Here is a 23,764-nt window from a genome sequence, read left to right as displayed (position 1 = left end):
TTATCATTTAATGATGCCCGAACCTCATTTCAAGTGTTGCCGCCAAAGCCCCCATGCCGCCATTCAGACGGCATGGGACGGGCCCCCTGCTTTCGCCGCCGGGCTGCGCACTTTCCAGCCCTAGCCGTGGAGCGCCAGGCCTTTTATCGCCTTATCCACCGCTTTCTTCGGCCCGCGCAGCGCCAGGCCGACCAAATCCAGATTGTCCGCGTCTTCAGCGCGAAAAACCTGGCGGTTGGCTTCATCGTGCCCGGTCGCGAACATGGCGTGCACATAGGGGATCAGCGTTAATTCCCGCTCCAATCCTTTGCGATGCACATTTTGCAGGCCCGGCAGATCCGCGGCGAAAATCAGCATCGGCTGCCCGGAAATGGCGCCGTAGCGTCTGCCCTGCGCATCCACGTAACGCTCGCCGATGATTTCCGGGGCCGCGGCGGCGATGCCCGTCGCCAGAAAGGCCACCACGTTCAGCCGCTGCCAGGTTGGCAGATCGTCACGCACGATAAACGCTATCTTGGTATCAAACATATTTCGCTCTACTCCGTTGTGCTGTTAAACACGCATCATCGGAGATGGCAAGTCAACGGTATAGAACGTTTGTGCACTGGCGTTGATAGGCCGCCGGCGATAATCGGTAGGCGCGCTGGAACCAGCGGCCCAAATGGCTCTGATCGGCAAAACCCACCTGCATGGCGACCTGCGCCGGTTCTTCCCCCTGCGCCAACAGCAAGCGTGCAGCCCGCAGCCTCAACCGAACCAAATAAGCGTGCGGCGACTGGCCGAAAGCCCGGGTGAACTGGCGAGTCAGGCGGAAACGATCCAGGCCGCACTGAAGAGCAAGTTCATCCAGGCTGGGATTATCCGCCATATGTGCATGCAAGTAGTCCCGCAAGCGATTCATCTCAATTAAAGCGTCATCGCTTTGGGAAGTTGGCCGAACGCGAATATGCCGTGCCAAAAGCGTCAGCAGTTGATCCAGGCTTTGATCGCGCGCCAGCCGGCCTTCCCCCTGATGCAACGCAAAAAACGCCTGGTGGATCGCGGTCGCCAGCATCGGATCGTCGGTCAACGTGCTGTGGAAGGCGCCTTCCAGCACCGAAGCGTCCCCCAATCCGCGGCGGCTCATCGCGTCGGAGACCCAGCGCTGCGGCAGATAAAGCATCGCATAGGTAAACCCCTCGGCCTGCGGCGCATGGCCATCGTGCACCGCGCCCGGCTCGATCAGCATGGCGCGCCCCGGCCGGCTGGTATGCAGCGAGCGGTGGCAATGGAAACGCTGCAAGCCCTGCTGCGTGACGCCCACCAGCATTTCATCATGATCGTGAGGATCGTAGGCATGCCCCTGAAAGTGAGCGTTGACGCTCTCAATACCGGTTTCGTCATCGCGTCGCAATTCGAGCCAGTCTTTATGTTGATGATTTGACGCCATGCAATCAGTCCGGAGTTCTGCTCACAGGAAAAGAAAAAACAGCTTACCCTGACACTGCCGCGGTTGCACGCTCACAGCTCGCAGATGGCGTAAGTGCCCTTTCCGGCCGATTTCGCCTGATACATCGCGCCGTCGGCGCGGGTCAGCAGCATCTCCTCCGTCACATCGCCGCGTGGGGAAATGGCCGCGCCGATGCTGGCGGAAAGCCGTACCTTCTGCGGCCCGATCTGCGTAATTGTGGCCAGTTGCGCCAACACGTTTTCGCAAAACTCGCTGACCTCGCGCCGCGGATCCGTCAACGGCCACAGGATCACCGTGAACTCGTCACCGGCCAGACGCGAGACGCTGTGGCGCTCGCCGGCGCAAGCGCTGAGCAACGTGGCGAAGGTTTTCAGGATCGCGTCGCCGAAGTCATGGCCATAGCTGTCGTTAAGGGTTTTGAAGCCGTCGAGATCGATAAACAGCAGCGCCATCTGCCGCTGATGGCAACAGGCCTGCAGCGTGCCCGACAACCGGCGCAGAAACGCGCGGCGGTTGGTCAATCCGGTCAGCATGTCGTGGGTCGCGTCATATTCCAGCCGCTGCTGCAGCCGCTTCAGTTCGGTGATGTCCATAGCGAGAATGTAAAAGCCCTGCGCTTCGCACGGCACCAGCGTGGTGTGGATCATCAGCAGCCCCTGCCGGGTCTGCAGCTCATTCTCAAAACTCACCATTTCGCCCGCGAGGGCCCGTTCGATCATCGGTTTTGCTATCCGATAAACGCTTTCCCCCATGAAATCGCGCACCGTCATCCCCCTGAGGCTGGACTCCTCCAGACCGAACCAGGTTTTGTAGGCGCTGTTGGCGAACAGGTAGCGTTCATTGCCGTCGATCTGGCTGATTAAGGCCGGCATGTTGTCGGTAATGGCGCGCAGACGCTCCTTCTCCGCACTGAGCTGATATTCGGCGAGCACGCGGGTTTCAATCTCTTCGTTGAGTTTTTTGACCACCACGTTCAGTTCCCGCGTGCGGGTTTCGACGCGTTCCTCCAGCTCATGCTGCAACGCGAACAGATCGGCCTCGGCCGCCTTGCGCTCGCTGATATCGACGATAACCGAGATGAAATGGTCCGGTTTGCCGTTCGGCAAGCGATTGAGCGCCACCGTCAGCTGCACCCAAACGATCGAGCCGTCGGCGCGGAAATAGCGTTTTTCCATCGAGTAGGTGCTGATTTCATTTTTCAACAGCTGCTGCAGCTTTTCCAGGTCGGTATTGAGATCGAGCGGATAGGTAATGTCCTGGAAGGTGCGATCCATCAGTTCGCGCTCGGAATAGTGCAGCATTTCGCAGATGCGCGGGTTCACCCGCAGCCAATACCCCTGCAGCGAAACCAGCGCCATCCCTACCGCCGCCTGGGCGAAGGTCTGTTCGAACAGGGCCTCCGTGCGCTGCAGGTCGGACTTCAGGTTTTCGGTATAGACGTGGCGCTCAATACTTTGCAGATACTCCTCCACCACGGCGGCGAAATCATGCAGATCGGCCAGTTGTTCCGGGGAAAACGGCTGCGGGTGGCTGTCGATAATGCACAGGGTGCCGAGCGGCAGCCCGTCGAGCGACAGCAGTGGCTGCCCGACGTAGAAACCGATCCTCGGCCCGCCGATCACCAGCGGATTATCGAAAAAGCGCGGGTCGTTGGCGGTATCGGGCACCACCAGCGCTTCGCGTTGCAAGATCGCATGGCCGCAAAACGAGATATTGCGCGGCGTTTCCCGGGCATCCAGACCGTAGCGCGATAAAAACCATTGGCGATCCCGGTCGATCAGCGACACCAGCGCAATGGTCACGCCGAAGTATTTCGCCGCCAGCCGCGTGATGCGATCCAGTTTTTCCACCGAGTTTGAATCCAGCACGTTCAGCGAATTCAATACCGACAGGCGTTCGGCTTCGTTTTCGGGGAAGCAGGGTTCGAGCATGTTGTCTCCCATTGTGTCACCCACGGTTCCGGCGCAGCCAGCCGGCGTGAGTCCGTTCGCCCTATCCGTCGGTAGCGACAAATATCCTTGTCCATCATAGACTCACTCAGTATCAATCCGATTGCGCATTCTCGCCAGCTTTGCCGGCCGGGCCGGCGATGCGTCGGCCTGTTTTTCGCCCTTGGTTTGGCACAGCCCTGCCACACCGGACGCCAATAAGGTCAGCCGGGTCGTCAACAAGGTTTCTCGTTGTTCATTCAGCGTGGCCATCATCAGCTCGATCTCCGCCAGCCGTTCATCGACGCCACGTATCAACCCATCCTCATAAGCGCTGCCCTGCAGCGCCAGCACCCGTTGGATCGCCTGCAGCGAAAAACCCAGATTCTGGCCGATTTGGATCAGGTGCAAACGCTCCAGCGCGCTGTCGCCGTACACCCGATAGCCGTTGACGCCGCGCACCGGTTTCGGCAACAACCCCAACTGCTCGTAGTAGCGTATCGCCGAGGCGGCCATGCCGGCGCGCTGCGCCAATTCTCCGATCTTCATGCCCTATTGACCTTAAAGTTAACTTTAAACCTAGTATAGCGCCATTCCCCCTACGACAGGAGCGCAAACCGATGTTTACCCCACTGACACTGCCCAACGGCAGCCGTTTATCCAACCGTCTGGCCAAGGCGGCGATGGAAGAAAATCTGGCCGCCCCGGGCCAATTGCCCGGCCCGGCGCTGTGGCGCTTATACCGCTACTGGGCCGAAGGCGGCGCCGGCTTGATCATCACCGGCAACGTGATGATCGACGGCCGCGCCATGACCGGCCCCGGCGGCGTGGTGCTGGAACAGGACACGCCGCTCGCCCCGTTCGAAACCTGGGCCAAGGCCGCGCGCCAGGGCGGCGCGCAGGTGTGGATGCAGCTTAACCACCCGGGCCGGCAGGTGATGGCGAACATGGGCGGTAACGCGTGGGCGCCCTCCGCCATCCCGCTGGCGATGGGCAAGCACAGCAAGCTGTTCGCCCAGCCGCAGGCGATGGATGAAGCGCAGATCGCCGAGGTGATCGCGCGCTTCGCCGCCAGCGCGCACGCCGCCGAACAGGCCGGTTTTACCGGCGTGGAGATCCACGCGGCGCACGGCTATCTGATTTCCCAGTTTCTCTCGCCGCTGACCAACCAGCGCAACGATCGCTGGGGCGGCGAGTTGGCGAACCGCGCCCGGTTGCTGCTGGAGGTAGTGCGTGCGGTGCGCGAGCGCGTCTCGCCGGAATTTTGCGTGGCGGTCAAACTGAACTCCGCCGATTTCCAGCGCGGCGGTTTTTCATCGGACGATGCCCGCCAAGTGGTGCTGATGTTGAACGAGTTGCCGGTTGATCTGATCGAACTGTCCGGCGGCAGCTACGAAAGCCCGGCGATGCAAGGCGACACGGCGGACGGCCGCACTCTGGCGCGCGAAGCCTATTTTCTGACCTTCGCCCGCGATCTTGCCGCCGTCGCGCGCATGCCGGTGATGACCACCGGCGGCATCGCCCGCCCGTCGGTGGCGCAGCGGGTGCTGGACAGCGGCGTCGCGGTCGTCGGCATCGCTACCGCCATGGCGGAAGTGCCCGATCTGCCGCGGCGCTGGCAAACCGGCGCGGCCCCCCATGCGCTGCCTGCCCCGGTCACCTGGCGCAGCAAGGTGATGGCGTCGCTCGCCCGCATGGCGTTGGTCAAGCGCCGGATGCGCGCGTTGAGTGACGATCGGCCGCGCAATGTGCGCTACTCGCCGCTGTTCACGCTGGTCGTCGATCAGTGGCGTACCCGCCGTATCCTGCAGCGTTACCACGCCTGGTTACAGCAACGTTAATGACCGCGGCGCCGGCAAACACGCCGGCGGCCGCACAAAAATCCCGCTTTTTTGATCGCGCTACGTAAAATCTGCAAGAAATCACCGCTCTGGATACTGCGCTTTTAACGCTCGGCTGCTTATATTCATCACAAATTTTGTGTATATAACCGCTTTAGGACTTAAGGTGGTGAATAGATGAAAATAAGCCGCTATTTTCTATTTATGTTATTAATCGGAAATTCACCTTAATAATAAATGCATTAAAGAAGCAGCCAAAGGAAAGCAGAAAAGCATTTTTACGCAATGTTAAAGAAATGTTGTTTTTTGCCGGCAAAACCAACGGTCAACAAATCAACAACATATTGATGAGCCTAAGAAAAAACTAAACAATTCAAAACAAAATCGGCTATTGAGTCCCAGGCGAAAAAGCCATATATTGGTCGCGCTTTTCACAAGGCAGTTACTTTTCTAATTCATTAATTCAATCGTTGCGTCTTGAGACCTTCGGTTGTAGGAGAGATATGATGACGGATAAAGTCCGTATTGATACTTTAGTTGCAAACTCATTAAACGGAAACAATGAAACCTATTTGGCGCGCCAAGCCGAATTTGAGTCGAATGTTAGGAGTTATCCGCGCAAATTGCCGTTGGCAATTGCGAAAGCCCAGGGCGTTTGGATCACTGATGTTGAGAATAATCAATATCTTGATTGCCTGGCCGGGGCGGGAACGTTGGCTCTTGGACATAATCACCCCGACGTCCTGCAAAGCATCCAAAATGTCATTACCAGCGGCTTGCCGTTACATACTCTCGATCTCACGACCCCGTTAAAAGATCGTTTCTCCGATTACCTGCTCTCTCTGTTGCCGGGCGAAGGCAAAGAATATTGCCTGCAGTTCTGCGGCCCGTCCGGCGCCGATGCGGTGGAAGCCGCGCTGAAGCTGGCGAAAAAGCACACCGGCCGTTCCGGCGTGATCAGCTTCTCCGGCGGTTATCACGGTATGACCCACGGCGCGCTGTCGGTCACCGGCAACCTGTCGCCGAAGGCGGCGATCAACGGCATGATGCCGGAAGTGCAGTTCATGCCTTACCCGCATGAATACCGCTGCCCGCTGGGCATCGGCGGCGAAGCCGGCGTCAAGGCGCTGACCTACTACTTCGACAACCTGATCAACGACGTGGAAAGCGGCGTGCGCAAACCGGCGGCGGTGATCCTGGAAGCCGTTCAGGGCGAAGGCGGCGTTAACCCGGCGCCGGCCGAGTGGCTGCAGCGCATCCGCAAAGTGACGCAGGAGCATGGCATTCTGCTGATCATCGACGAAGTTCAGGCCGGTTTCGCCCGTACGGGCAAGCTGTTCGCCTTCGAACACGCGGGCATCGAGCCGGACATCATCGTTATGTCGAAAGCGGTCGGCGGCGGCTTGCCGCTCGCGGTGCTGGGCATCAAGAAAGAGTTCGACGCCTGGGAACCGGGTCACCACACCGGCACCTTCCGCGGCAACCAGCTGGCGATGGCCACCGGCCTGACCACCCTGCAATACCTGAAAGAGCACCAGGTCGCCGACAAAGTGGCCGCGCAGGGCGAATGGCTGAAAGGCAAACTGGCCGAGCTGCAGAAACGGTATCCGGTGATCGGTCACGTCCGCGGTCTGGGCCTGATGATCGGCATCGAGATCGTCAAGCCGAACGAAGCGCAGGATCACATGGGCTGCTACCCGGCCGATGGCGAGCTGTCCGCGTTGCTGCAGAAAAAGTGCTTCGAATCCGGTCTGATCCTGGAGCGCGGCGGGCGCAACGGCTGCGTGCTGCGTCTGCTGCCTTCCCTGCTGATCACCAACGATGAGCTGGGTATTTTCCTGGATAAATTTGAGCAGGCGCTGTTGGCCGCCGGCGTCAAGCCAGTCTGATTGGAGCGAATGACCGCGATGTCCAAGTTAAACCCGATTCTGGCTTCCTCGGCGCACAGCGCCGAGGCTTACCGCCAGGCGATCGCGCAGAGCAGTGAAGCCGTCGTACAGTGGCTGCAACAGCCCGAGATGTATCAGGGAAAAAGCGTGGCCGAACTGCGCGAGCGCATCAAGCTCGACTTCACCCCGCAAGGCCTGGGCAACCAGGCGGCGATCGATCGCGCCATCGAGTACTTTTTGAAAGACAGCCTGTCGGTGCACCACCCGCAGTGCGTGGCGCACCTGCACTGCCCGAGCCTGGTGATAAGCCAGGCCGCCGAAGTGCTGATCAACGCCACCAACCAGAGCATGGATTCCTGGGATCAGAGCCCGTCGGCCACGCTGATCGAAATGAAGCTGATCGAATGGCTGCGCGCCCAGGTTGGTTACCAGCCCGGCGACGCCGGGGTGTTCACCAGCGGCGGCACCCAGAGCAACCTGATGGGGCTGATGCTGGCGCGCGATGCATTCTTCGCGCGTCAGGGCCACTCCGTGCAGCAGGATGGCCTGGTGGGCGATCTGCGCAAGCTGAAGGTGTTCTGTTCTGAAAATGCCCACTTCTCGGTGCAGAAGAACATGGCGCTGATGGGCCTCGGCTATCAGTCCGTCACCCTGGTGAAAACCGATCGCTTCGCCCGCATGGACGTGAACGATCTGGCGGAAAAACTGGCGCAGGCCAAGGCCAACGGCGAGCAGGTGATGGCGATTGTCGCTACCGCCGGCACCACCGACGCCGGTGCCATTGACCCGCTGCGCGACATCGCGCGGCTGGCGGCGCAGCAGCAGATTTGGGTGCACGTGGATGCGGCCTGGGGCGGCGCGCTGCTGCTTTCCGAGCAGTACCGCGACTACCTCGACGGCCTGGAACTGGTGGACTCCATTACCCTGGACTTCCACAAGCAGTTCTTCCAGACCATCAGCTGCGGCGCCTTCTTGCTGAAAGACGAGCGTCACTATGAGCTGATGCGCTATCAGGCGGCCTACCTGAACTCCGAGTTCGACGAAGCGCAAGGCGTGCCGAACCTGGTGTCCAAGTCGCTGCAGACCACCCGCCGCTTCGATGCGTTGAAGCTGTGGATGGGGCTGGAGGCGTTGGGGCAGAAGCAATACGCCGAGATCATCGATCATGGCGTGACGCTGGCGCAACAGGTAGCGCGTTACATCGCCGATCAGGAATCGCTGGAACTGGTGATGCAGCCGCAGCTGGCCAGCGTGCTGTTCCGCTACCGTCCGGCACAGCTGGCGGCGAACGGCGACGCGGCCGTCGCCCTGTTCAACCAGCGCATCGGCGACGCCCTGCTGGAATCGGGCCGCGCCAACGTCGGCGTGACCGAGTTCGATGGCGTAACCTGCCTGAAGATGACGCTGCTGAACCCGATCGTGACGCTGGAAGACATCAAGCTGTTGCTGGCGCTGGTCGAGAAAACCGCGCAGCAGCTGCCGGCATAACGCCGCGCAGTGTGCCACCCAAGCCGATAACCTCCGTTATCGGCTTTTTTATTGCTCATCAGATCGCAGGAGACGCAGCGTTTACGCAGATATACTGCATCAAACGCCTTCTCTCATTCCAGCGCCACAGGATATGCACACATGACCGACCCTGATTTCAACCTGTTGATCGCGCTCGATGCGCTGCTGACGGCGGGCAGCGTCGTCGGCGCCGCACGGCGTCTCGGTTTAAGCGCTTCGGCGATGAGCCGCACCCTCAACCGGCTGCGCGCGGCCACCGGCGATCCCCTGCTGGTTCGCGCCGGCCGTCATATGGTGCTGACGCCCTATGCCGAAACGCTGCGCGAGCGGACGCGAAATACGGCATTCGAAGCCCGTGCGCTGCTGCGCCCGGCGCACAGAGCATTAGATCCCGCCGAGCTGGATCGTACCTTCACGCTGCGTGCCAACGACGGCTTCGTCGAAGCCTTCGGCCCGGCGCTGATCGCCGCCGCTGCCGAACAGGCGCCACGGGTGCGGCTGCGCTTTGCGCCCAAGCCGGAGAAAAGCGACCGCCCGCTGCGTGAAGGGCTGGTCGATCTGGAGATAGGCGTGCTGGGTGACATGGGCCCGGAAATCCGCCTGCAGGCGCTGTTCCGCGATCGCTTCGTCGGCGTGATGAGAACCTCGCACCCGCTTGCGCAGCAGCCGGAGATCGGCGCCGCCGACTACGCCGCCTGCGGCCACGTGGTGGCCTCGCGCAGCGGGCGCATTCTCGGGCCGGTAGACGCCGCGCTGGCGGAGCTGGGGCTGACGCGCCAGATTGCCGCCGTGGTGCCGAGTTTTCCGGCCGCGCTGGCGGTGGCGCAGGCCTCGAACCTGCTGGCGCTGTTGCCCGCCTCCTTCCTGCACGCTCAACCGGCCGACGGCCCGCTGCGCGTCTTTGAGCTGCCGGTGAAAACGCCGCCCATTACCGTGTCGCAAATGTGGCACCCGCGCCTGGACGCCGAGGCGGATCACCGCTGGCTGCGGCAATTGGTGCTGTCGGTCTGTCGCCAGCGCGTGCAGGAACCGTTTCGCGAATAGTGACAATGTCACTAGATTTTGCATTACTGACGTCGAGTGATCCAGCCAACGGCAAAGCCCCCATACCCTGAGGGTTGTTCCCCCTCGCGCGATGGGAGAACATAGCGTTCACGATGCCTGACTCAGTGAAACGCTCATGACGCTTCCCCCTCTCTGGCCGGTATTCGACGGCCATAACGACCTGCTGCTCAACCTGTGGCTGCAGCACGACGACGATCCGGCCGCCGCCTTCTATTCCCGCGTCACGCCGGGCCACCTCGATTTCTCCCGCATGCGGCGCGGCGGATTTTTCGGCGGACTGTTCGCGGTATTTATTCCCCCGGTCAGCTATATCGCCCAGATGCGCAACCAAACGCAGGACGAGGCGCAGGCCGCCTTCGATCCGCTGGCGATCGCCGAACGGCAGATCGCCATCCTGCAGCAGTTGGAGCAGGCTTCTCAGGGGCGGCTGCGCATCTGCCGCACCGCCACCGAGATAGAACAGTGCCGCCTCAACCGGCAAATTGCCGCGGTGCTGCATATCGAAGGTGCCGGCATGATCGACGCGGAGCTGACGCAGCTGGAGGCCTTCTACCGGCTGGGCGTGCGCAGCATCGGGCCATTCTGGAATCTGCCGAACGCCTTCGGCACCGGCGTCAGCGGGCCGTTCCCGGGCTCACCCGATACCGGCCCTGGCCTGACGCCGGCCGGCGAGGCGCTGATCCGCGCCTGCAACCGCCGCCGCATCATGATCGACGTCTCGCACATGAACGAGAAAACCTTCTGGCAAACCGCCGCGCTGAGCAACGCGCCGCTGGTCGCCACCCACTCCAACGCCCACGCCCTCTGCCCCCAGCCGCGCAACCTGACCGACGCACAGCTGGGCGCCATCGCCCAGAGCGGCGGGATGGTCGGCGTCAATTTCGGCACCGCCTTCCTGCGTGCGGACGGTAAACGTGACAGTGCAACAACCGGCTTAACAGAAATTGTTAAACACGTTGAGTATTTGATCGCTAAACTTGGTGAAGATCGCGTGGGATTTGGCTCTGATTTTGACGGGGTCAACGTACCGCAACCGCTGGAGGACGCCGCTGGCCTGCCGCGCCTGACGCAAGCGCTGGCACAGGCCGGGTTCGATAACCGGTTGCTGGAGAAGCTGACCTGGCGCAACTGGCTGAACGCGCTCACCGCCGCCTGGGGTGAATAACCCGGTTACGCTTTAAAGGTTGCGATCTCCGTCACATTTCGCCAACATTGGGCCGGCCGAATGCGAACGTTTCTCATTGGGTTCGACTTATTACGATGCATGCAAAGGAGCACCGCTATGACTACCTGGACTAAACCTGATTTTGTTGATCTGCGTCTGGGGCTGGAAGTGACGCTGTACATTTCCAACCGTTAATCGCCCGTCTGCCCGCCTTTCGCGCGGGCATTTCTTTCCTTCTTTTCTGGTTTAGACATGCAGATAAAAGTTCTCGGCTCGGCGGCGGGCGGCGGCTTTCCCCAGTGGAATTGCAACTGCGACAACTGTCGGGGCGTTCGCGACCACAGCATCAGCGCCACGCGCCGCACGCAGTCTTCCATCGCCGTCAGCGACGACGGTAAAAACTGGGTGCTGTGCAACGTTTCCCCGGACATTTGCCATCAGCTGCTGGCCTCGCCCGAACTGAATAATCCCGAGGTGCTGCGCGGCACCGGCATCGGCGCGATCGTGTTGACCGACAGCCAGATCGATCACAGCGCGGGCTTGCTCAATTTGCGCGAGGGCTGCCCGCATCACGTCTGGTGCACCCCTGAAGTGCATGACGATCTCAGCACCGGTTTCCCGGTGTTTCCCATGCTCTCACACTGGAACGGCGGCCTGATTCACCACCCGGTGACGCCCGGCGAGCCGTTCCGCACGATGGTCTGCCCGAACGTGCGCTTTACCGCCATTCCGCTGCTCAGCAACGCGCCGCCCTATTCGCCGTTCCGCGATCGCCCGCTGCCGGGCCACAACGTGGCGCTGTTTATCGAAGATACCGCGCGCGGGGTCGGGCTGCTGTACGCGCCGGGCCTGGGTGAGCCGAACGAGGCGCTGCTGCCGTGGCTGCGCCGCGCGGACTGCCTGCTGATCGACGGCACGCTGTGGCGCGACAACGAGCTGGCCAACGCCGGCGTGGGCCGCAATACCGGCAAGGACATGGGGCATCTGGCGCTGGCGGAAGAACACGGGCTGGCGGCCCTGCTCGCCACCTTGCCCGCCAGGCGCAAAATCCTGATCCACATTAACAATACCAACCCTATCCTCAATGAAGACTCGGTAGAGCGGCAAAGCCTGACCGCCGCCGGCATTGAAGTGAGCTGGGACGGCATGAATATCGAACTGTAGGGAACCGCCATGACGCAACCACTGCCCCTGACTCCGCCGGCATTTGAAGCGGCGCTGCGCGCCAAAGGCGCTTATTACCATATTCACCACCCGTACCACATCGCGATGCACAACGGCGAAGCGACCCGCGAACAGATTCAGGGCTGGGTGGCCAACCGGTTCTACTACCAGACCAGCATTCCGATCAAAGACGCGGCGATCATGGCCAACTGCCCACAGCCGGAAACCCGCCGCAAATGGGTGCAGCGCATCCTGGATCACGATGGCTACGGCGGCAGCGAAGGCGGCATCGAAGCCTGGCTGCGCCTGGGCGAAGCCGTCGGGCTGCAGCGCGACGCCCTGCTCTCTGAAGAATTGGTGCTGCCGGGCGTGCGCTTCGCGGTGGACGCCTACGTCAATTTCGCGCGCCGCGCCTGCTGGCAGGAAGCGGCCTGCAGCTCGCTGACCGAACTGTTCGCACCGCAAATCCACCAATCGCGCCTCGACAGCTGGCCACAGCACTACCCGTGGATCGACGCCGCCGGCTACGACTATTTCCGCAGCCGCCTCGGCCAGGCCAACCGCGATGTGGAACACGGCCTGGCGCTGGCGCTGGACTATTGCGACACCGTAGAAAAACAGCAGCGCATGCTGGAGATCCTGCAGTTCAAGCTGGACATTCTGTGGAGCATGCTGGACGCCATGAGCATGGCCTATACCCTGAACCGCCCGCCTTACCACAGCGTGACCGCCGCGCGGGTATGGCACAACCAGAGGCTGGTGTAATGACGCTGAACCCTGAACATACCCCCGTCTTCCGTCGCGGCTACCGCCTGCAATGGGAGCAAGTGCAAAACAGCCACGTGATCCTCTACCCGGAAGGCATGGCCAAGCTGAACGACAGCGCCGCCGCCATCTTGCAGCTGGTCGACGGCCACACCACGCTGAACGGCATCATCGCCCAGTTGAACGCCCGCTTCCCCGGCGCCGAAGGGCTGGCGGAAGACGTGCTGGAGTTTTTCCAGCGCGCCTACGAACAAAAATGGGTGACCTTCCGTGACTGAAGCGCGCGCGCCGGCGGTGAACCCGCCGCTCTGGCTGCTGGCGGAGCTGACCTACCGCTGCCCGTTGCAGTGTCCGTATTGCTCCAACCCGCTCGATTTCGCCGCGCAGGAAAAAGAGCTGACCACCGCGCAGTGGATCGAGGTGTTTCGCCAGGCGCGGGCGATGGGCAGCGTGCAGCTCGGTTTTTCCGGCGGCGAGCCGCTGGTGCGTAAAGATCTGCCCGAGCTGATCGCCGCCGCGCGCGAGCTCGGCTTTTACACCAACCTGATCACCTCCGGCATCGGCCTGACCGAGAAGAAGCTGCAGACCTTCGCCGATGCCGGGCTGGACCATATCCAGATCAGTTTTCAGGCCAGCGATGAAACGCTGAACGCCGCGCTGGCGGGCTCCGCCAAGGCGTTTCAGCAGAAGCTGGCCATGGCTAAGGCGGTCAAGGCGCTCGGCTATCCGATGGTGCTCAACTTCGTGCTGCATCGCCATAATATCGGCCAGATCGACCGCATTATCGAACTGGCGATCCAGCTGGACGCCGACGACGTCGAGCTGGCGACCTGCCAGTTCTACGGCTGGGCGCACCTCAACCGCGAGGGCCTGCTGCCGACCCGCGAGCAGATCGCCGACGCGGAAGCGGTGGTGAAACGCTACCGCGAACGCATGGCCACCGACGGCAAGCTGGCCAACCTGCTGTTCGTCACGCCGGACTACTACGAGGAGCGCCCCAAAGGCTGCATGGGCGGCTGGGGCGCCATCTTCATGAGCGTGACGCCGGAAGGCATGGCGTTACCCTGTCACAGCGCCCGTCAGTTACCGATCGCCTTCCCGTCGGTGCTGGAGCACGATCTGCAGCATATCTGGTACCACTCGTTCGGGTTTAACCGCTATCGCGGCTATGACTGGATGCCGGAGCCGTGCCGTTCCTGCTCGGAGAAAGAGCAAGACTACGGCGGCTGCCGCTGCCAGGCGTTCATGCTGACCGGCAACGCCGACAACGCCGACCCGGTGTGCGGCAAATCGCCCCACCACGGCACCATTCTGGCGGCGCGGGAAGCGGCGAATCGCTCGCAGATCGGTATCGATCAGCTGCGTTTTCGCAATCAGGCCAACTCCCGTCTGATTTTCAAGGGTTGACGATGGCACTCGCCGCCGCCTCGTGGCAGCTCGACAACGGTTTGGCCGTCAAGGCGATAAGCGATCCTGCCGCCGCGGGCGCCGCCGCGCTGGTGCGCATTGAAGCGGGCAGTTTTCAGGCGCCCGTCGCCTGGCCGGGCCTGGCGCATCTGCTGGAGCATATGTTGTTTCGCGGCAGCGCGAACTACGGCGTGCAAGATGGTCTGATGGCCTGGGTCGCCTCGGTGGGAGGCCGGCTGAACGCCACCACCCAGGCCACGCAAACCGCCTTCTTCTTCGAAGTAAGCGCAGACCATTTGGCGCCGGGGCTGGCGCGGCTGAGCGATATGCTCGCCGCCCCGCAGCTGGCGTCCGAGGCGATCGCTCAGGAGATTGAGGTCATCGACGCTGAATATCGCCTGCTGCGCGCCGATGTGGAAACCCGCTGCGAAGCCGCGCAGCGACAGATGTTCAGCGGCCTTGACACAATGCATCGCTTTCATATCGGCAGCCGCGCCGCCTTCGGCAGCGATATTTCCGCGTTGCAGCTGGCGCTGCGGCAGTTTCATCAGCGCTATTTTCGCGCGCCAAACCTGACGCTGTGGCTGCAAGGCCCGCAATCGCTGGCGCAGCTGCATGCGCTGGCCCAGCGCTACGGCAGCCGGCTGCCTGCGGGCAACGGCTCACCGCACGAGAGCTCACCGCCGCTGACCGCTGCGGAAGATTACACCCTGACGCTGCCCGGCACGCCGCAGCTGAGACTGGTGTTTGCCCTGCCGCGCTCCCATTCGCGCGGCTGGCTGCGGCGGCTGGAGCGCCTGCTGCTGGACGAAGCCCCCGGCGGGCTGCTGGCCCGGCTGCGCGCTCAGGCGTGGTGCGACGCCGTTCGGCTCGATTATTCGCGCTGCAGCGAGAACAACGCGCTGCTGAGTTTTACCTTTACCGTCAATCACGGTTCAGCCGCTGAGGCTGCCTGCATCGAAAGCGCCCTGCTGGCGTGGCTGCAGGCGCTGCAGGTGCTGACACCGGCCCAGCTTGCGCATTACGAGCGGCTGGCAAATCGCGATTTCCACCGTTTGGCGCCGCTCGACCAGCTGCGTGCCAGAGCGTTTGGGCTGCCGCCGGCGGAGCCGAACGACGATTGGCCACGGCATATTGCGGCGTTGATTAGCGCGCCGCGCCGTCGCCTGGCCGTGCGGCCCGAAGGCGGCGGTGAAACCCGTGAAATTCAAGGGCTGCCGCTGGCGCTTGGCCCCTTCGCCGGCGCCGCGCTGACGGCTACGACTGAACCCTTCCGCTTTTTCTCCTCCTCGGCGGCGCTACCGCCCCCGACATTGCCTGCCGGCCTGGCGCCGGTGCGGCATCTGCGCCCCGACGAAGCGCAGCCGGTGCTGCTGCTGCAGCCGACGCCGTCCAGCCCCTTCAGTGATGCACAGGCCTACGGCTTACAGGCGGCGCTGCGCGCCGGGGCGGCCGAACTGGCGCATCGGGAAGGACATTTAAGCTTCGAACGCCACCAGGGTGCGTGGCTGCTGCAGCTGGCGGGCAGCCACGCGCTGCTTTGCCACGGGCTGAGCGAGGTGAACCGGGCGCTGGCGGCGTTGCCGTCGGCCATTCTCAACGAGGCGGCGAGAAACCTGCGCCATACGCAGTTGCAAGAGCAAAACGACATCGCCATTCGTCGCCTGCTGGCCCAATTGCCCGCGGCGCTCAGCGCGCCGACAGCAACAACGGTGCAGTGGCATGCCACCTTAGTCGGCGGCGATGGCGAGTTAAAACGGCAGCTGTCGCACCTGCTGTACGACTTCCCCTATCCCGTGGCCGCCGAGCCGCCGCTGCCGATATATCAGCATCATCGCCCCGTCACGCTGACGGAAAGCGGCGCCGAACACGCCTTGCTGCAGTTTTACCCGCTGCCGAACGGCGAAGCCGAAGGCCGTTGGGCGCTGCGCGTGCTGGCCCAGCTTTACGCGCCGCGCTATTTTCAGCGGTTGCGCGTGGATCGCAACGTGGGCTACGTGGTGCAATGCGCCTTCCACCGCTGCGCCGATGCCGAAGGCCTGCTGTTCGCGCTGCAATCCCCAACGTTCAACGTTGAACAGCTGCGGCAGTTAACCGACGAATTCTTACTGCAAATGCGTCATGAGCTGGCGCACGTTGGCGCTGGCGAGCTGGCGCAAATACAACAGGCGCTGCGGCAAAGCGTGCAGCGCCTCAGCGCCGAGCCATTGCAACGCGCCCGCGAAATCGCCCTGGAAAATCACGCAATCATTGCCGCCGAGCCCATGACATTGACGCAACTGGCCTATTGGCAGCAGCGGCTATTCGCCGCAGGCTGATGTTGCGTCGGAGCCAACCCGACGCAATATAAACGTAGCGAAACAACTAATAACCAGAGGGAGATATATCTCAATAATCGTGTTCCCTCCTGTAAGAACTACTTCGGGAAATTACTTGAATAACAGCATGTTGATTAATCGCCTAACCGACGCCCTCCTTTTCCTTTTATGCCAGGCATATATTCTTCGCTTTTTCATTCTTTTAAACTCATAAGCTAGCGATATATAAAACACCATGAGCAGCAACATTAATATAACAATCATAAGTTAGCCCAAATCCATTTAGCCATTTCATACGATTATTATCTAATTTAATAAATTAAAAAATTAGAAACATCCTGTTCTAAAAATTACTTTATCATATCACTCAAACCGGTCTTTTATGCTGGCCGGGATGCAGGAGAATTATAATTGCACCGCCCAGTTAGCCCGTCGCGAACAACACAATGGGTAGGCGATACCGGTCAACACCATGCTGATCACCCAGGAAATGTCTGCGCCCGGGATCAGATTGGCGTAAGGGCCGGAGAAGAATGCGTTCTCGACGAAAGGCACCTGCACCGCAATACCGCCGAAATAAACGCCGAGCGCGCGGGTGTTTAGCAGGCCGTAGCGCCCGCCGTCGGCGCTGAAAATGGCCGAAATGTCATAGCGTTGGCGGTTAAGCAGGTAAAAATCAATCAGGTTGATCATGCACCAGGGGATCAGCACCGAAATCAAGGCAAAAATCAGGTTCAGGAACAGATGAACGAAGTTGGCCGAGGCAACCAGCGCCACCCACACAGCCCCCAGCAAAATCAGCGCCGAGAACAGCGTGCGTATACGCGCATTCGGCATCCACTGCGGTAAGAAGGTTTGTACCGCAGTGATGAGTGAAAGCACCGCGCCGTACAAATTCATCGAGTTATGGCAGATGATGTTGATCAGAAACAGCACCATCAGCACCGGCCCCAGCCCTCCCGTCGCCTGGCGCACCGCCTCCATGGCATCGTCGCCGCCGGCGACCAGATTGACCGCCACCACGCCGAACACGAAGGCCAAAATGGTGCCGCTGCAGGCGCCCAGGTAGGTATACAGGAAGGGTTTGGCAATGCCGACTTCCGCCGGCAGGTAACGCGAATAGTCTGACGTGTAGGGCGAGAAGCTGATTTGCCAGACGGCGCCGATGCAGAACGTGGCGAACCAACCGGCAATGCTGAACGATCCCCGCTGCCAAAAATCCGCCGGCAGCGGTTGAGAAAACATCAATACCAATCCGAGAATCAGCGCGCTGCCCATCACCCAGGCGCCGATTTTGTTGATCTTGTGGATGAAACGGTAGCCCACCACCCCGATCAGCGTTGCCAACACCGCGCCAATCACCGTCGCCACGCCCATGTTCAATGACGGGATGACGTTATGGATGACCTTGCCGGAAAGCGTGATGTTGGAAATAAAGAACCCCAGATAGATCACCGTGGCGAACACGATCACCAACAGCGAGCCGTAGCGGCCAAACTGCGCCCGGCTCTGCACCATTTGCGGTATTCCGACCTGTGGCCCCTGGGCAGAGGTCAGCGCCAGAAAAATACCGCCGAACAGGTGGCCGGCGATAATCGCGCTCAGCGCCGAGAGAATATCGAGATGAAACGTTTGTGTGGAGATGGCCCCGGTCACCACCGCCAGCGGCGCAATATTGGTGCAAAACCACAGGGTAAACAGGCTGCGGGCATGGCCATGACGCTCCCCGGCGGGAACAAAATCGATCGACTTGTCTTCAATAAACGCGGTCTGCTCTGGCTGAGAGTTCATATATCCCCCGGTTAACGTGGATTATTATTTTTTACAGCGTGTTAGCGTGCGAATAGGTCGAAAAAAGCGTGCGTCTGCCCCGGCGACATTGCGGTCGCCTGTATCAATGCGATGAAAACGGGGCTGCCGGCGCGATCTGAAATCGCGCCTGATTGCGCTGACTCAGCGCATGACAAAGGGATCGTCTATCGGATCGTCGCTGGTGCGCAGCCACACCGTTTTGCTGGTGGTGTATTCCAGCGCGGCGTCAATCCCGCCCTCGCGGCCAAACCCCGACTGGCCGTAGCCGCCAAACGGCGCCAGCGGCGATACCGCTCGATAGGTATTCAGCCACACCACCCCCACCCGCAGGCGACGGGTCACCCGATGCGCGCGCGTCAGGTTCTGCGTGAAAATGCCGGCCGCCAGGCCATAGGCAGAATCATTGGCAAGCTGAATGGCCTCCGCTTCGTCCCTGAAGGTCAACACCGACAGCACCGGGCCGAACAGCTCTTGCTTCACGCACTCGGCGTCGGGTTGCGCGCTGCAATCGACAATCGTCGGCGGGTAGTAAAAGCCCGGTGAGTCGATCGCCGCGTGGCCAATCACCAGTTTTGCCCCCTGCTCCAGCGAACGGCTGACGATGGCGGCGATCCGCTCTTGCTGCTGCCTGGTGCAAAGCGGCCCGAACTGGGTGTCCGGGCGATCCGGCGGCCCGATGCGGATGCTGCGCACCTTCTCCGTCAGCCGGGCCAAAAACGCGTCCTTGATGCTTTCCGCCACCAGCAGGCGCGAGCCGGCTACGCAGCTCTGGCCCGACGCGGCGAAAATGGCGGCCACCTGCGCATTCGCCGCGCTGGTCAGATCCGCATCATCGAAAACGATAAACGGCGATTTTCCGCCCAGCTCCAGCGAGGTGCTGGCGAGGTTTTCCGCACTGCCGCGAACGATGTGCTTCGCGGTTTCCGCGCCGCCGGTAAAGGCGATGTGGTCTACCTGCGGATGCGCCGTCAGCACCGCACCGCATTCGGCGGCAAAGCCGGTGATCACATTGCATACGCCGCGTGGAAAACCGGCCTCGTCTATCAGTCTGGCGAACGCCAGCAGCGGCGCCGGCGCGGTTTCCGCCGCTTTGACCACCAGCGTGCAGCCGGCGGCGATCGCCGGGCCGATTTTCACCGCCGCAAGAAACAGCTGGCTGTTCCAGGGCACGATCGCCGCCACTACCCCAATCGGTTCGCGACGCACCCAGGTTTCCATGTCGGCTTTGTCGATCGCCAGCACGCTGCCTTCCATCTTGTCGGCCAGGCCGGCGTAGTACCGGTAGTATTCCGCCACATAAGCGATCTGCGCCTGGGTTTCCCGGATGATCTTGCCGGTATCCAGCGTTTCCAGCCGCGCCAGCTCGGGGGCGTGCTGCTCCAGCAAGTCGGCCAGCCGCAACAACAGCTTGCCGCGCGCGCCGGCGGTCATATCGCGCCACTCGGCCCCCTGGAAAGCCCGGTGCGCCGCCGCAACGGCACGATCCACATCCTGCGCACGGGCTTCCGCCACCTGCGCCCAGGGTTCGCCGCTCGCCGGGTTGATCGAGTCGAAGGTGGCCGAACCGGCGTCAAACCGGCCGTCGATGTAGAGTTTGAACGATTCCATCAGCGCCTCCGTCAGTGAAATTCCGGCATCACGCAGCGAATGAACCGCTCCAGAGAGGCCTTTTTACGCGCAAAGCTCATGCCGCTGTCGATCCACAACGCAAACTCGTCATACCCCAGCGCCTCATATTTTTTCAGCCGCGTAATGACCTCATTGGCGGTGCCGATAGCCAGGTTGGTGCGCATCATCTCGGCGGAGTAATAGGTATTGGCGGCGATCTCTTCGTCGCTCAGCGGCTGAATCAGCCCTTGCCGCACCGGCCGCTGGTTCTTGAACCAGGCGCCGAAGTAGTGGTAGAAACGGTTGAGCTCTTCCGCCGCCAGGCGGGCGTCCGCCTCATCTTCCGCTACGTAGCCATGCTGCAATAGCATGATCTTCAGCGGCTGCTCGGCGGCGAAGCGTGCACGCGCCTCGTTGAAACAGGTCACCAGCCGCACGATCTCCTCTTCCCCTTGATGCAGTGGCGTAACCTGAACGTTGCAGCCGTTTTGCACCGCAAATTCGTGGCTGTTGGGATCGCGCGCCGCCACCCAAATCGGCGGATGCGGCTGCTGTTTCGGCAGCGGCGACGAGGTGGTCGCCGGGAACGACCAGTATTCCCCCTGATGGGCATAGTCGCCCTGCCACAGTTTTTTCACCGCCGGGATCAGCTCGCGCATGCGCTGCCCGGCATCCCAGGCGGTCAAACCGGGCATCAGCCGTTCGTATTCATAGGAATAGGCGCCGCGCGCGATGCCCAGCTCCAGCCTGCCGCCGGTGATGATGTCGGTCATCGCCGCCTCGCCCGCCAGACGGATCGGGTGATTGAACGGCGCAATGATGGTGCCGGTGCCGAGCCGCACCCGCGAGGTGCGCCGGGCAATGTCCGCCAGATTGATGAACGGATTCGGCGCAATGGTGAAATTCATGCCGTGGTGCTCGCCGGTCCAGATGGCGTGCATGCCGCCGCGATCGGCGATTTCACACAGTTCGATCATCTCCTGGTAGAGCTTTTCCTGCGGTTCGTCGGGTAACGTTCGTTCCATATGCACGAATAAAGACAGTTTCATCACACTCTCCCGTTCAGCCTTAACCGGCGAATTGCTTGATGGCACCGCTGTGCTCATCGCCATAATAGATACCGTAATTGCCCACGGCGTTTTCTTTGACGAACCGGCCCAGCATCGATCGCAGCGCCGGATCCTTGATCGGCAGCCGCGCCAGCGTCGGCATGTCGAACCATTCCGCCGCGCTCAGCTGCGGCGTCAGGCTGCCGGCGTCGGTCGGCAGCGCGCACAGGAAAACGATGTGTTGCTGGTGCTTTTGGCGGTCGTCATAGACGGAATAGACGAAGCCCGGATGGGCATTAATGCCCAGCTGTTGCAGCAGCTCCCCCAACGTTTCGCTGACGCTGCGTTTCTCCACCGCGCTGGACGGCAGTTGATAGCCGCCGTCATTTTGCCGCACCATCACGGCGTGCCCTTCAAACTCGATCAACGCGCTTACCACCACCTGCGGCCCACCAATCAGCGACTGCGCGTTTTGATAAGGCGTGAAATAAGCGCCGCGGTAATACCCCAGACCGGCGGTGGCGTTGGACTCGAACCCTTCGACCTTGCCGATCAGAATGGCATGGTCGCCGGCGTCCACCACCTGATGCAGCGAGCAGTCGAACCAGGCCGAACTGTTATCGATCAGCGGCACCCGTGACGCGCTCCAGCGCCAATCGATCTGCGCAAAGCGGTCTTCGTTCTTTTGCGCAAAAATGGTTGAAGCCTCTTTTTGCTGTTCCGCCAGAATATTGATGGCGAAATGGCTGCACTGGGTAAAATGCGCCAGATTCGCCGAACGTTTATCGATGCTCACCAACAGCAGCGCCGGATCCAGCGACACCGACGAAAACGAATTGGCGGTGAAGCCAATCGGCTTCCCCTGCTTGTCTACCGAGGTCACAATGGTGACGCCGGTCATAAAGGCACCGAAAGCGTCGCGCAACTGCCTGCGTTTATCCGCGTCCATTTGCCGCTCCTAAAGTCAAAGGTTGCTCTGAGGTCAGAAAATCGAGCATCAGCGCGTTGACGCGTTGCGCATCAGTCAGACTGACCATGTGTTTGGCGTTCTCAATGATTACCGCGCGCCCGTTCGGTGCGGCCTGCGCCATTTGCCGCGCCATCTCCGGGCTGGAGTTGGCGTCGTGCTCGCCGGTCAGCACCAACACCGGGCAGCGGATAAGGTGCCAACGCTGGGCATACACCCGATCGCCGGTAGCAAACGCCTGATAGGCGCGGGCGTAGCCCGATATGTCCACCTGTTGCAACCAGCCGCCCACCTGCCGGCGCAGACGCTGTTCGGCGGGATCGGCGCCAAACCACCGGCTCAGCGGCGAGTCGAGCTGCGTCTGGCCGCTGGCCAACGCGCTGGCGCGTTGCGCGACCGCGGCGCTGGCCTTTGCTGAGCGCTGAAACACGCCGCTCATCACCACCGCGCGATTGACCCGCTCCGGATAATCGATCGCCAGACCGGCGGTGATCAACGCCCCCATCGAGTGCCCCGCCACCGCAGCGCTCGGCGCGCCCAGGGTATTTAAGAAGGCCGCCATCCAGCGCACGTAATCCTCCAGCGTCGCGGCGTGGGCGAAGCCTTCGCTTTCTCCGTGGCCCGGCATATCGACGGCGATGACCCGAAAGTGCGCGCTGAGCGCATCGAGCTGGGGATACCAGGCCTCCGCGTTCATGCCTACGCCGTGGATCAATACCAGCGGCTCGCCACGCCCGGCCTCCAAATACCCCACCCGCAAAGCGGGTTCAGACAGCTGCCGGATTGTTCTGATCATGGCCCAGCTCTTTCAGATCCAGATAACGGTTGCCGATGCGGTGGTGCGGCCGCCCCCCCAGCGCCGCGCCCAGTGCGATGACGATTTCATCGTCGAAGGGCGCGTCGTTGATGTTGAACTGAAATGTCAGGTAGTGCTCGCGGCTGCCTTCGTCGTTTTTCCCCATCATCGGGATCAGGATCGGCGCGTTGGCCGGCCCGCGGGTATTGTTGAACGCCAGATAGCTCTTGCCGTTGACCGCCGAACGGTAGTGGTTGCCGAAATGCAGCGTGTGGATCAGCGCCGAGGCATGTTCCAACTCGCCGCCCAGCCCCACCACCGCGCTTTTGCCGAAGGCTTCCACCCGCTCGCCGGAGCCGGCTTCTTTGAGGATCAAACCGGTCAGCAGCTCGCCCAGCACCGGCGCCATTTCTCGAATCTTTGGCGCCAGATCCTCGACAAAGCCTTGCCCGGCCCAGGGGTTTTTGATCACCGCCGCCGCCGCGATCATCACCAGCGGTTTGCCCGCCGATTTGCCGCCGTCGGCGTAGAGGGTTTCTGTGGAAACCAGGGTCTTGCGGATGTCTTGATGCATAAGGGACCTCGAAAAGTAAATCAAATGTTAATCAGATGTCGCGAGTCGAGGGTATAGCATCGGGCAGATTGGCATGTCAAAATTTGGTATACCATAATACGGTATTCTTATTTTCACTTGGGGCGGTAGAGCAAATTTGAAAATAACAGCTGTTAATCAATGCATTAGTAAATTTGCGTGGGCTTTGGCAGGGAGTGAAACACCGGCCACGACCGCGTCCGCTCAGCACCCTGTGCCCGTGCCGCAGCCGTTGAGCCAGCGGCTATCAGCACCGAAAAGCGGCTTTTTTAGGCTATCTTTCGATTTTGTGAGCTGCGTGCGTATTCTGACCCAACGTGAACATCCATTCTGGCGGAACGTGAACGCTATTTCTGGTTTTGCGTGAACGCGTATTCCGGCGGAAAATACCACGATTTTGCACCATGACCAGAATCACTGTTCATTTTGCCAGAATCGG

The 23,764-nt window shown here is 61.3% G+C and carries 21 protein-coding genes; 11 read left to right on the top strand and 10 right to left on the bottom strand.

From position 1 onward, the window contains the following. Positions 1-120 precede the first annotated feature (120 nt). From REA38_RS07455 to REA38_RS07440, 4 genes are all read right to left on the bottom strand, one after another. A complete protein-coding gene (locus tag REA38_RS07455; protein WP_033653160.1) occupies positions 121-528 on the bottom strand; it encodes a DUF2000 domain-containing protein in 408 nt (135 codons plus the stop codon). 52 nt (positions 529-580) lie between these two features. Next, positions 581-1,429: an AraC family transcriptional regulator gene (locus REA38_RS07450; protein WP_047567479.1), complete on the bottom strand. Its 849-nt coding sequence runs from the start codon at positions 1,427-1,429 to the stop codon at positions 581-583. A gap of 71 nt (positions 1,430-1,500) precedes the next feature. Further along, entirely contained in the window at positions 1,501-3,381 is a 1,881-nt protein-coding gene (locus REA38_RS07445; RefSeq protein WP_033634542.1) for a diguanylate cyclase domain-containing protein, read from the bottom strand. A gap of 102 nt (positions 3,382-3,483) precedes the next feature. Further along, entirely contained in the window at positions 3,484-3,927 is a 444-nt protein-coding gene (locus REA38_RS07440) for a MerR family transcriptional regulator (protein WP_060421049.1), read from the bottom strand. A 71-nt stretch (positions 3,928-3,998) separates the two neighbouring features. Between REA38_RS07440 and REA38_RS07435 the strand changes: the two genes are divergently transcribed. From REA38_RS07435 to pqqF, 11 genes are all read left to right on the top strand, one after another. Further along, positions 3,999-5,219: an NADH:flavin oxidoreductase/NADH oxidase family protein gene (locus REA38_RS07435; RefSeq protein ID WP_060420712.1), complete on the top strand. Its 1,221-nt coding sequence runs from the start codon at positions 3,999-4,001 to the stop codon at positions 5,217-5,219. Positions 5,220-5,725: 506 nt separating this feature from the next. Continuing rightward, positions 5,726-7,108 carry a diaminobutyrate--2-oxoglutarate transaminase gene (locus REA38_RS07430; protein ID WP_072010260.1) on the top strand — a complete coding sequence of 461 codons (1,383 nt, stop codon included), beginning with the start codon at positions 5,726-5,728 and terminating at the stop codon, positions 7,106-7,108. Between the two features lie 18 nt (positions 7,109-7,126). Next, on the top strand, positions 7,127-8,596 hold the full coding sequence (locus tag REA38_RS07425) for an aspartate aminotransferase family protein (protein ID WP_033638493.1): 1,470 nt from the start codon (positions 7,127-7,129) through the stop codon (positions 8,594-8,596). 141 nt (positions 8,597-8,737) lie between these two features. After that, a complete protein-coding gene (locus REA38_RS07420; protein ID WP_308885522.1) occupies positions 8,738-9,661 on the top strand; it encodes a LysR family transcriptional regulator in 924 nt (307 codons plus the stop codon). Between the two features lie 136 nt (positions 9,662-9,797). Beyond that, positions 9,798-10,847: a dipeptidase gene (locus REA38_RS07415; protein ID WP_033653175.1), complete on the top strand. Its 1,050-nt coding sequence runs from the start codon at positions 9,798-9,800 to the stop codon at positions 10,845-10,847. 117 nt (positions 10,848-10,964) lie between these two features. Beyond that, positions 10,965-11,042, top strand: a complete 78-nt coding sequence (gene pqqA, locus REA38_RS07410; protein WP_071883878.1) for a pyrroloquinoline quinone precursor peptide PqqA — start codon at positions 10,965-10,967, stop codon at positions 11,040-11,042. Positions 11,043-11,099: 57 nt separating this feature from the next. After that, positions 11,100-12,011 (top strand): pyrroloquinoline quinone biosynthesis protein PqqB, encoded by a 912-nt coding sequence (gene pqqB / locus REA38_RS07405; RefSeq protein ID WP_060430191.1) that lies wholly within the window; start codon positions 11,100-11,102, stop codon positions 12,009-12,011. Between the two features lie 9 nt (positions 12,012-12,020). After that, positions 12,021-12,776 (top strand): pyrroloquinoline-quinone synthase PqqC, encoded by a 756-nt coding sequence (gene pqqC, locus REA38_RS07400; protein WP_033634535.1) that lies wholly within the window; start codon positions 12,021-12,023, stop codon positions 12,774-12,776. Then, positions 12,776-13,054 (top strand): pyrroloquinoline quinone biosynthesis peptide chaperone PqqD, encoded by a 279-nt coding sequence (gene pqqD, locus REA38_RS07395; RefSeq protein WP_039566152.1) that lies wholly within the window; start codon positions 12,776-12,778, stop codon positions 13,052-13,054. Before pqqC ends, pqqD begins: the two co-directional genes overlap by 1 nt. Next, positions 13,047-14,183, top strand: coding sequence for a pyrroloquinoline quinone biosynthesis protein PqqE (pqqE, locus tag REA38_RS07390; RefSeq protein ID WP_060438661.1), 1,137 nt, complete (start codon positions 13,047-13,049; stop codon positions 14,181-14,183). The genes pqqD and pqqE overlap by 8 nt, the downstream gene beginning before the upstream one ends. Positions 14,184-14,185: 2 nt before the next feature. Further along, complete coding sequence (gene pqqF / locus REA38_RS07385) at positions 14,186-16,501, top strand: pyrroloquinoline quinone biosynthesis protein PqqF (RefSeq protein ID WP_308885518.1); 2,316 nt, start codon at positions 14,186-14,188, stop codon at positions 16,499-16,501. A gap of 405 nt (positions 16,502-16,906) precedes the next feature. Here the strand turns inward: pqqF and REA38_RS07380 are convergent, their stop codons facing one another. The 6 genes from REA38_RS07380 to REA38_RS07355 all read right to left on the bottom strand — a co-directional run bounded on the left by REA38_RS07380 (position 16,907) and on the right by REA38_RS07355 (position 23,307). Then, positions 16,907-18,292 carry a cytosine permease gene (locus REA38_RS07380; RefSeq protein WP_308885516.1) on the bottom strand — a complete coding sequence of 462 codons (1,386 nt, stop codon included), beginning with the start codon at positions 18,290-18,292 and terminating at the stop codon, positions 16,907-16,909. Positions 18,293-18,454: 162 nt separating this feature from the next. Then, on the bottom strand, positions 18,455-19,921 hold the full coding sequence (locus tag REA38_RS07375; RefSeq protein ID WP_033655043.1) for an aldehyde dehydrogenase: 1,467 nt from the start codon (positions 19,919-19,921) through the stop codon (positions 18,455-18,457). Between the two features lie 11 nt (positions 19,922-19,932). Further along, a complete protein-coding gene (locus tag REA38_RS07370) occupies positions 19,933-20,970 on the bottom strand; it encodes an LLM class flavin-dependent oxidoreductase (RefSeq protein ID WP_033648300.1) in 1,038 nt (345 codons plus the stop codon). Between the two features lie 19 nt (positions 20,971-20,989). Next, positions 20,990-21,919, bottom strand: a complete 930-nt coding sequence (locus tag REA38_RS07365) for a flavin reductase family protein (protein WP_033655042.1) — start codon at positions 21,917-21,919, stop codon at positions 20,990-20,992. Continuing rightward, complete coding sequence (locus tag REA38_RS07360) at positions 21,906-22,733, bottom strand: alpha/beta fold hydrolase (protein WP_033655041.1); 828 nt, start codon at positions 22,731-22,733, stop codon at positions 21,906-21,908. The genes REA38_RS07365 and REA38_RS07360 overlap by 14 nt, the downstream gene beginning before the upstream one ends. Next, positions 22,705-23,307 carry an amino acid synthesis family protein gene (locus REA38_RS07355; protein ID WP_033648297.1) on the bottom strand — a complete coding sequence of 201 codons (603 nt, stop codon included), beginning with the start codon at positions 23,305-23,307 and terminating at the stop codon, positions 22,705-22,707. Before REA38_RS07355 ends, REA38_RS07360 begins: the two co-directional genes overlap by 29 nt. Between the last annotated feature and the right edge of the window lie 457 nt (positions 23,308-23,764).

The organism is Serratia sp. MF1(2023) (assembly GCF_030954545.1).
Lineage (GTDB): Bacteria > Pseudomonadota > Gammaproteobacteria > Enterobacterales > Enterobacteriaceae > Serratia > Serratia sarumanii.
This window is presented reverse-complemented; position numbering and strand designations above follow the sequence as displayed.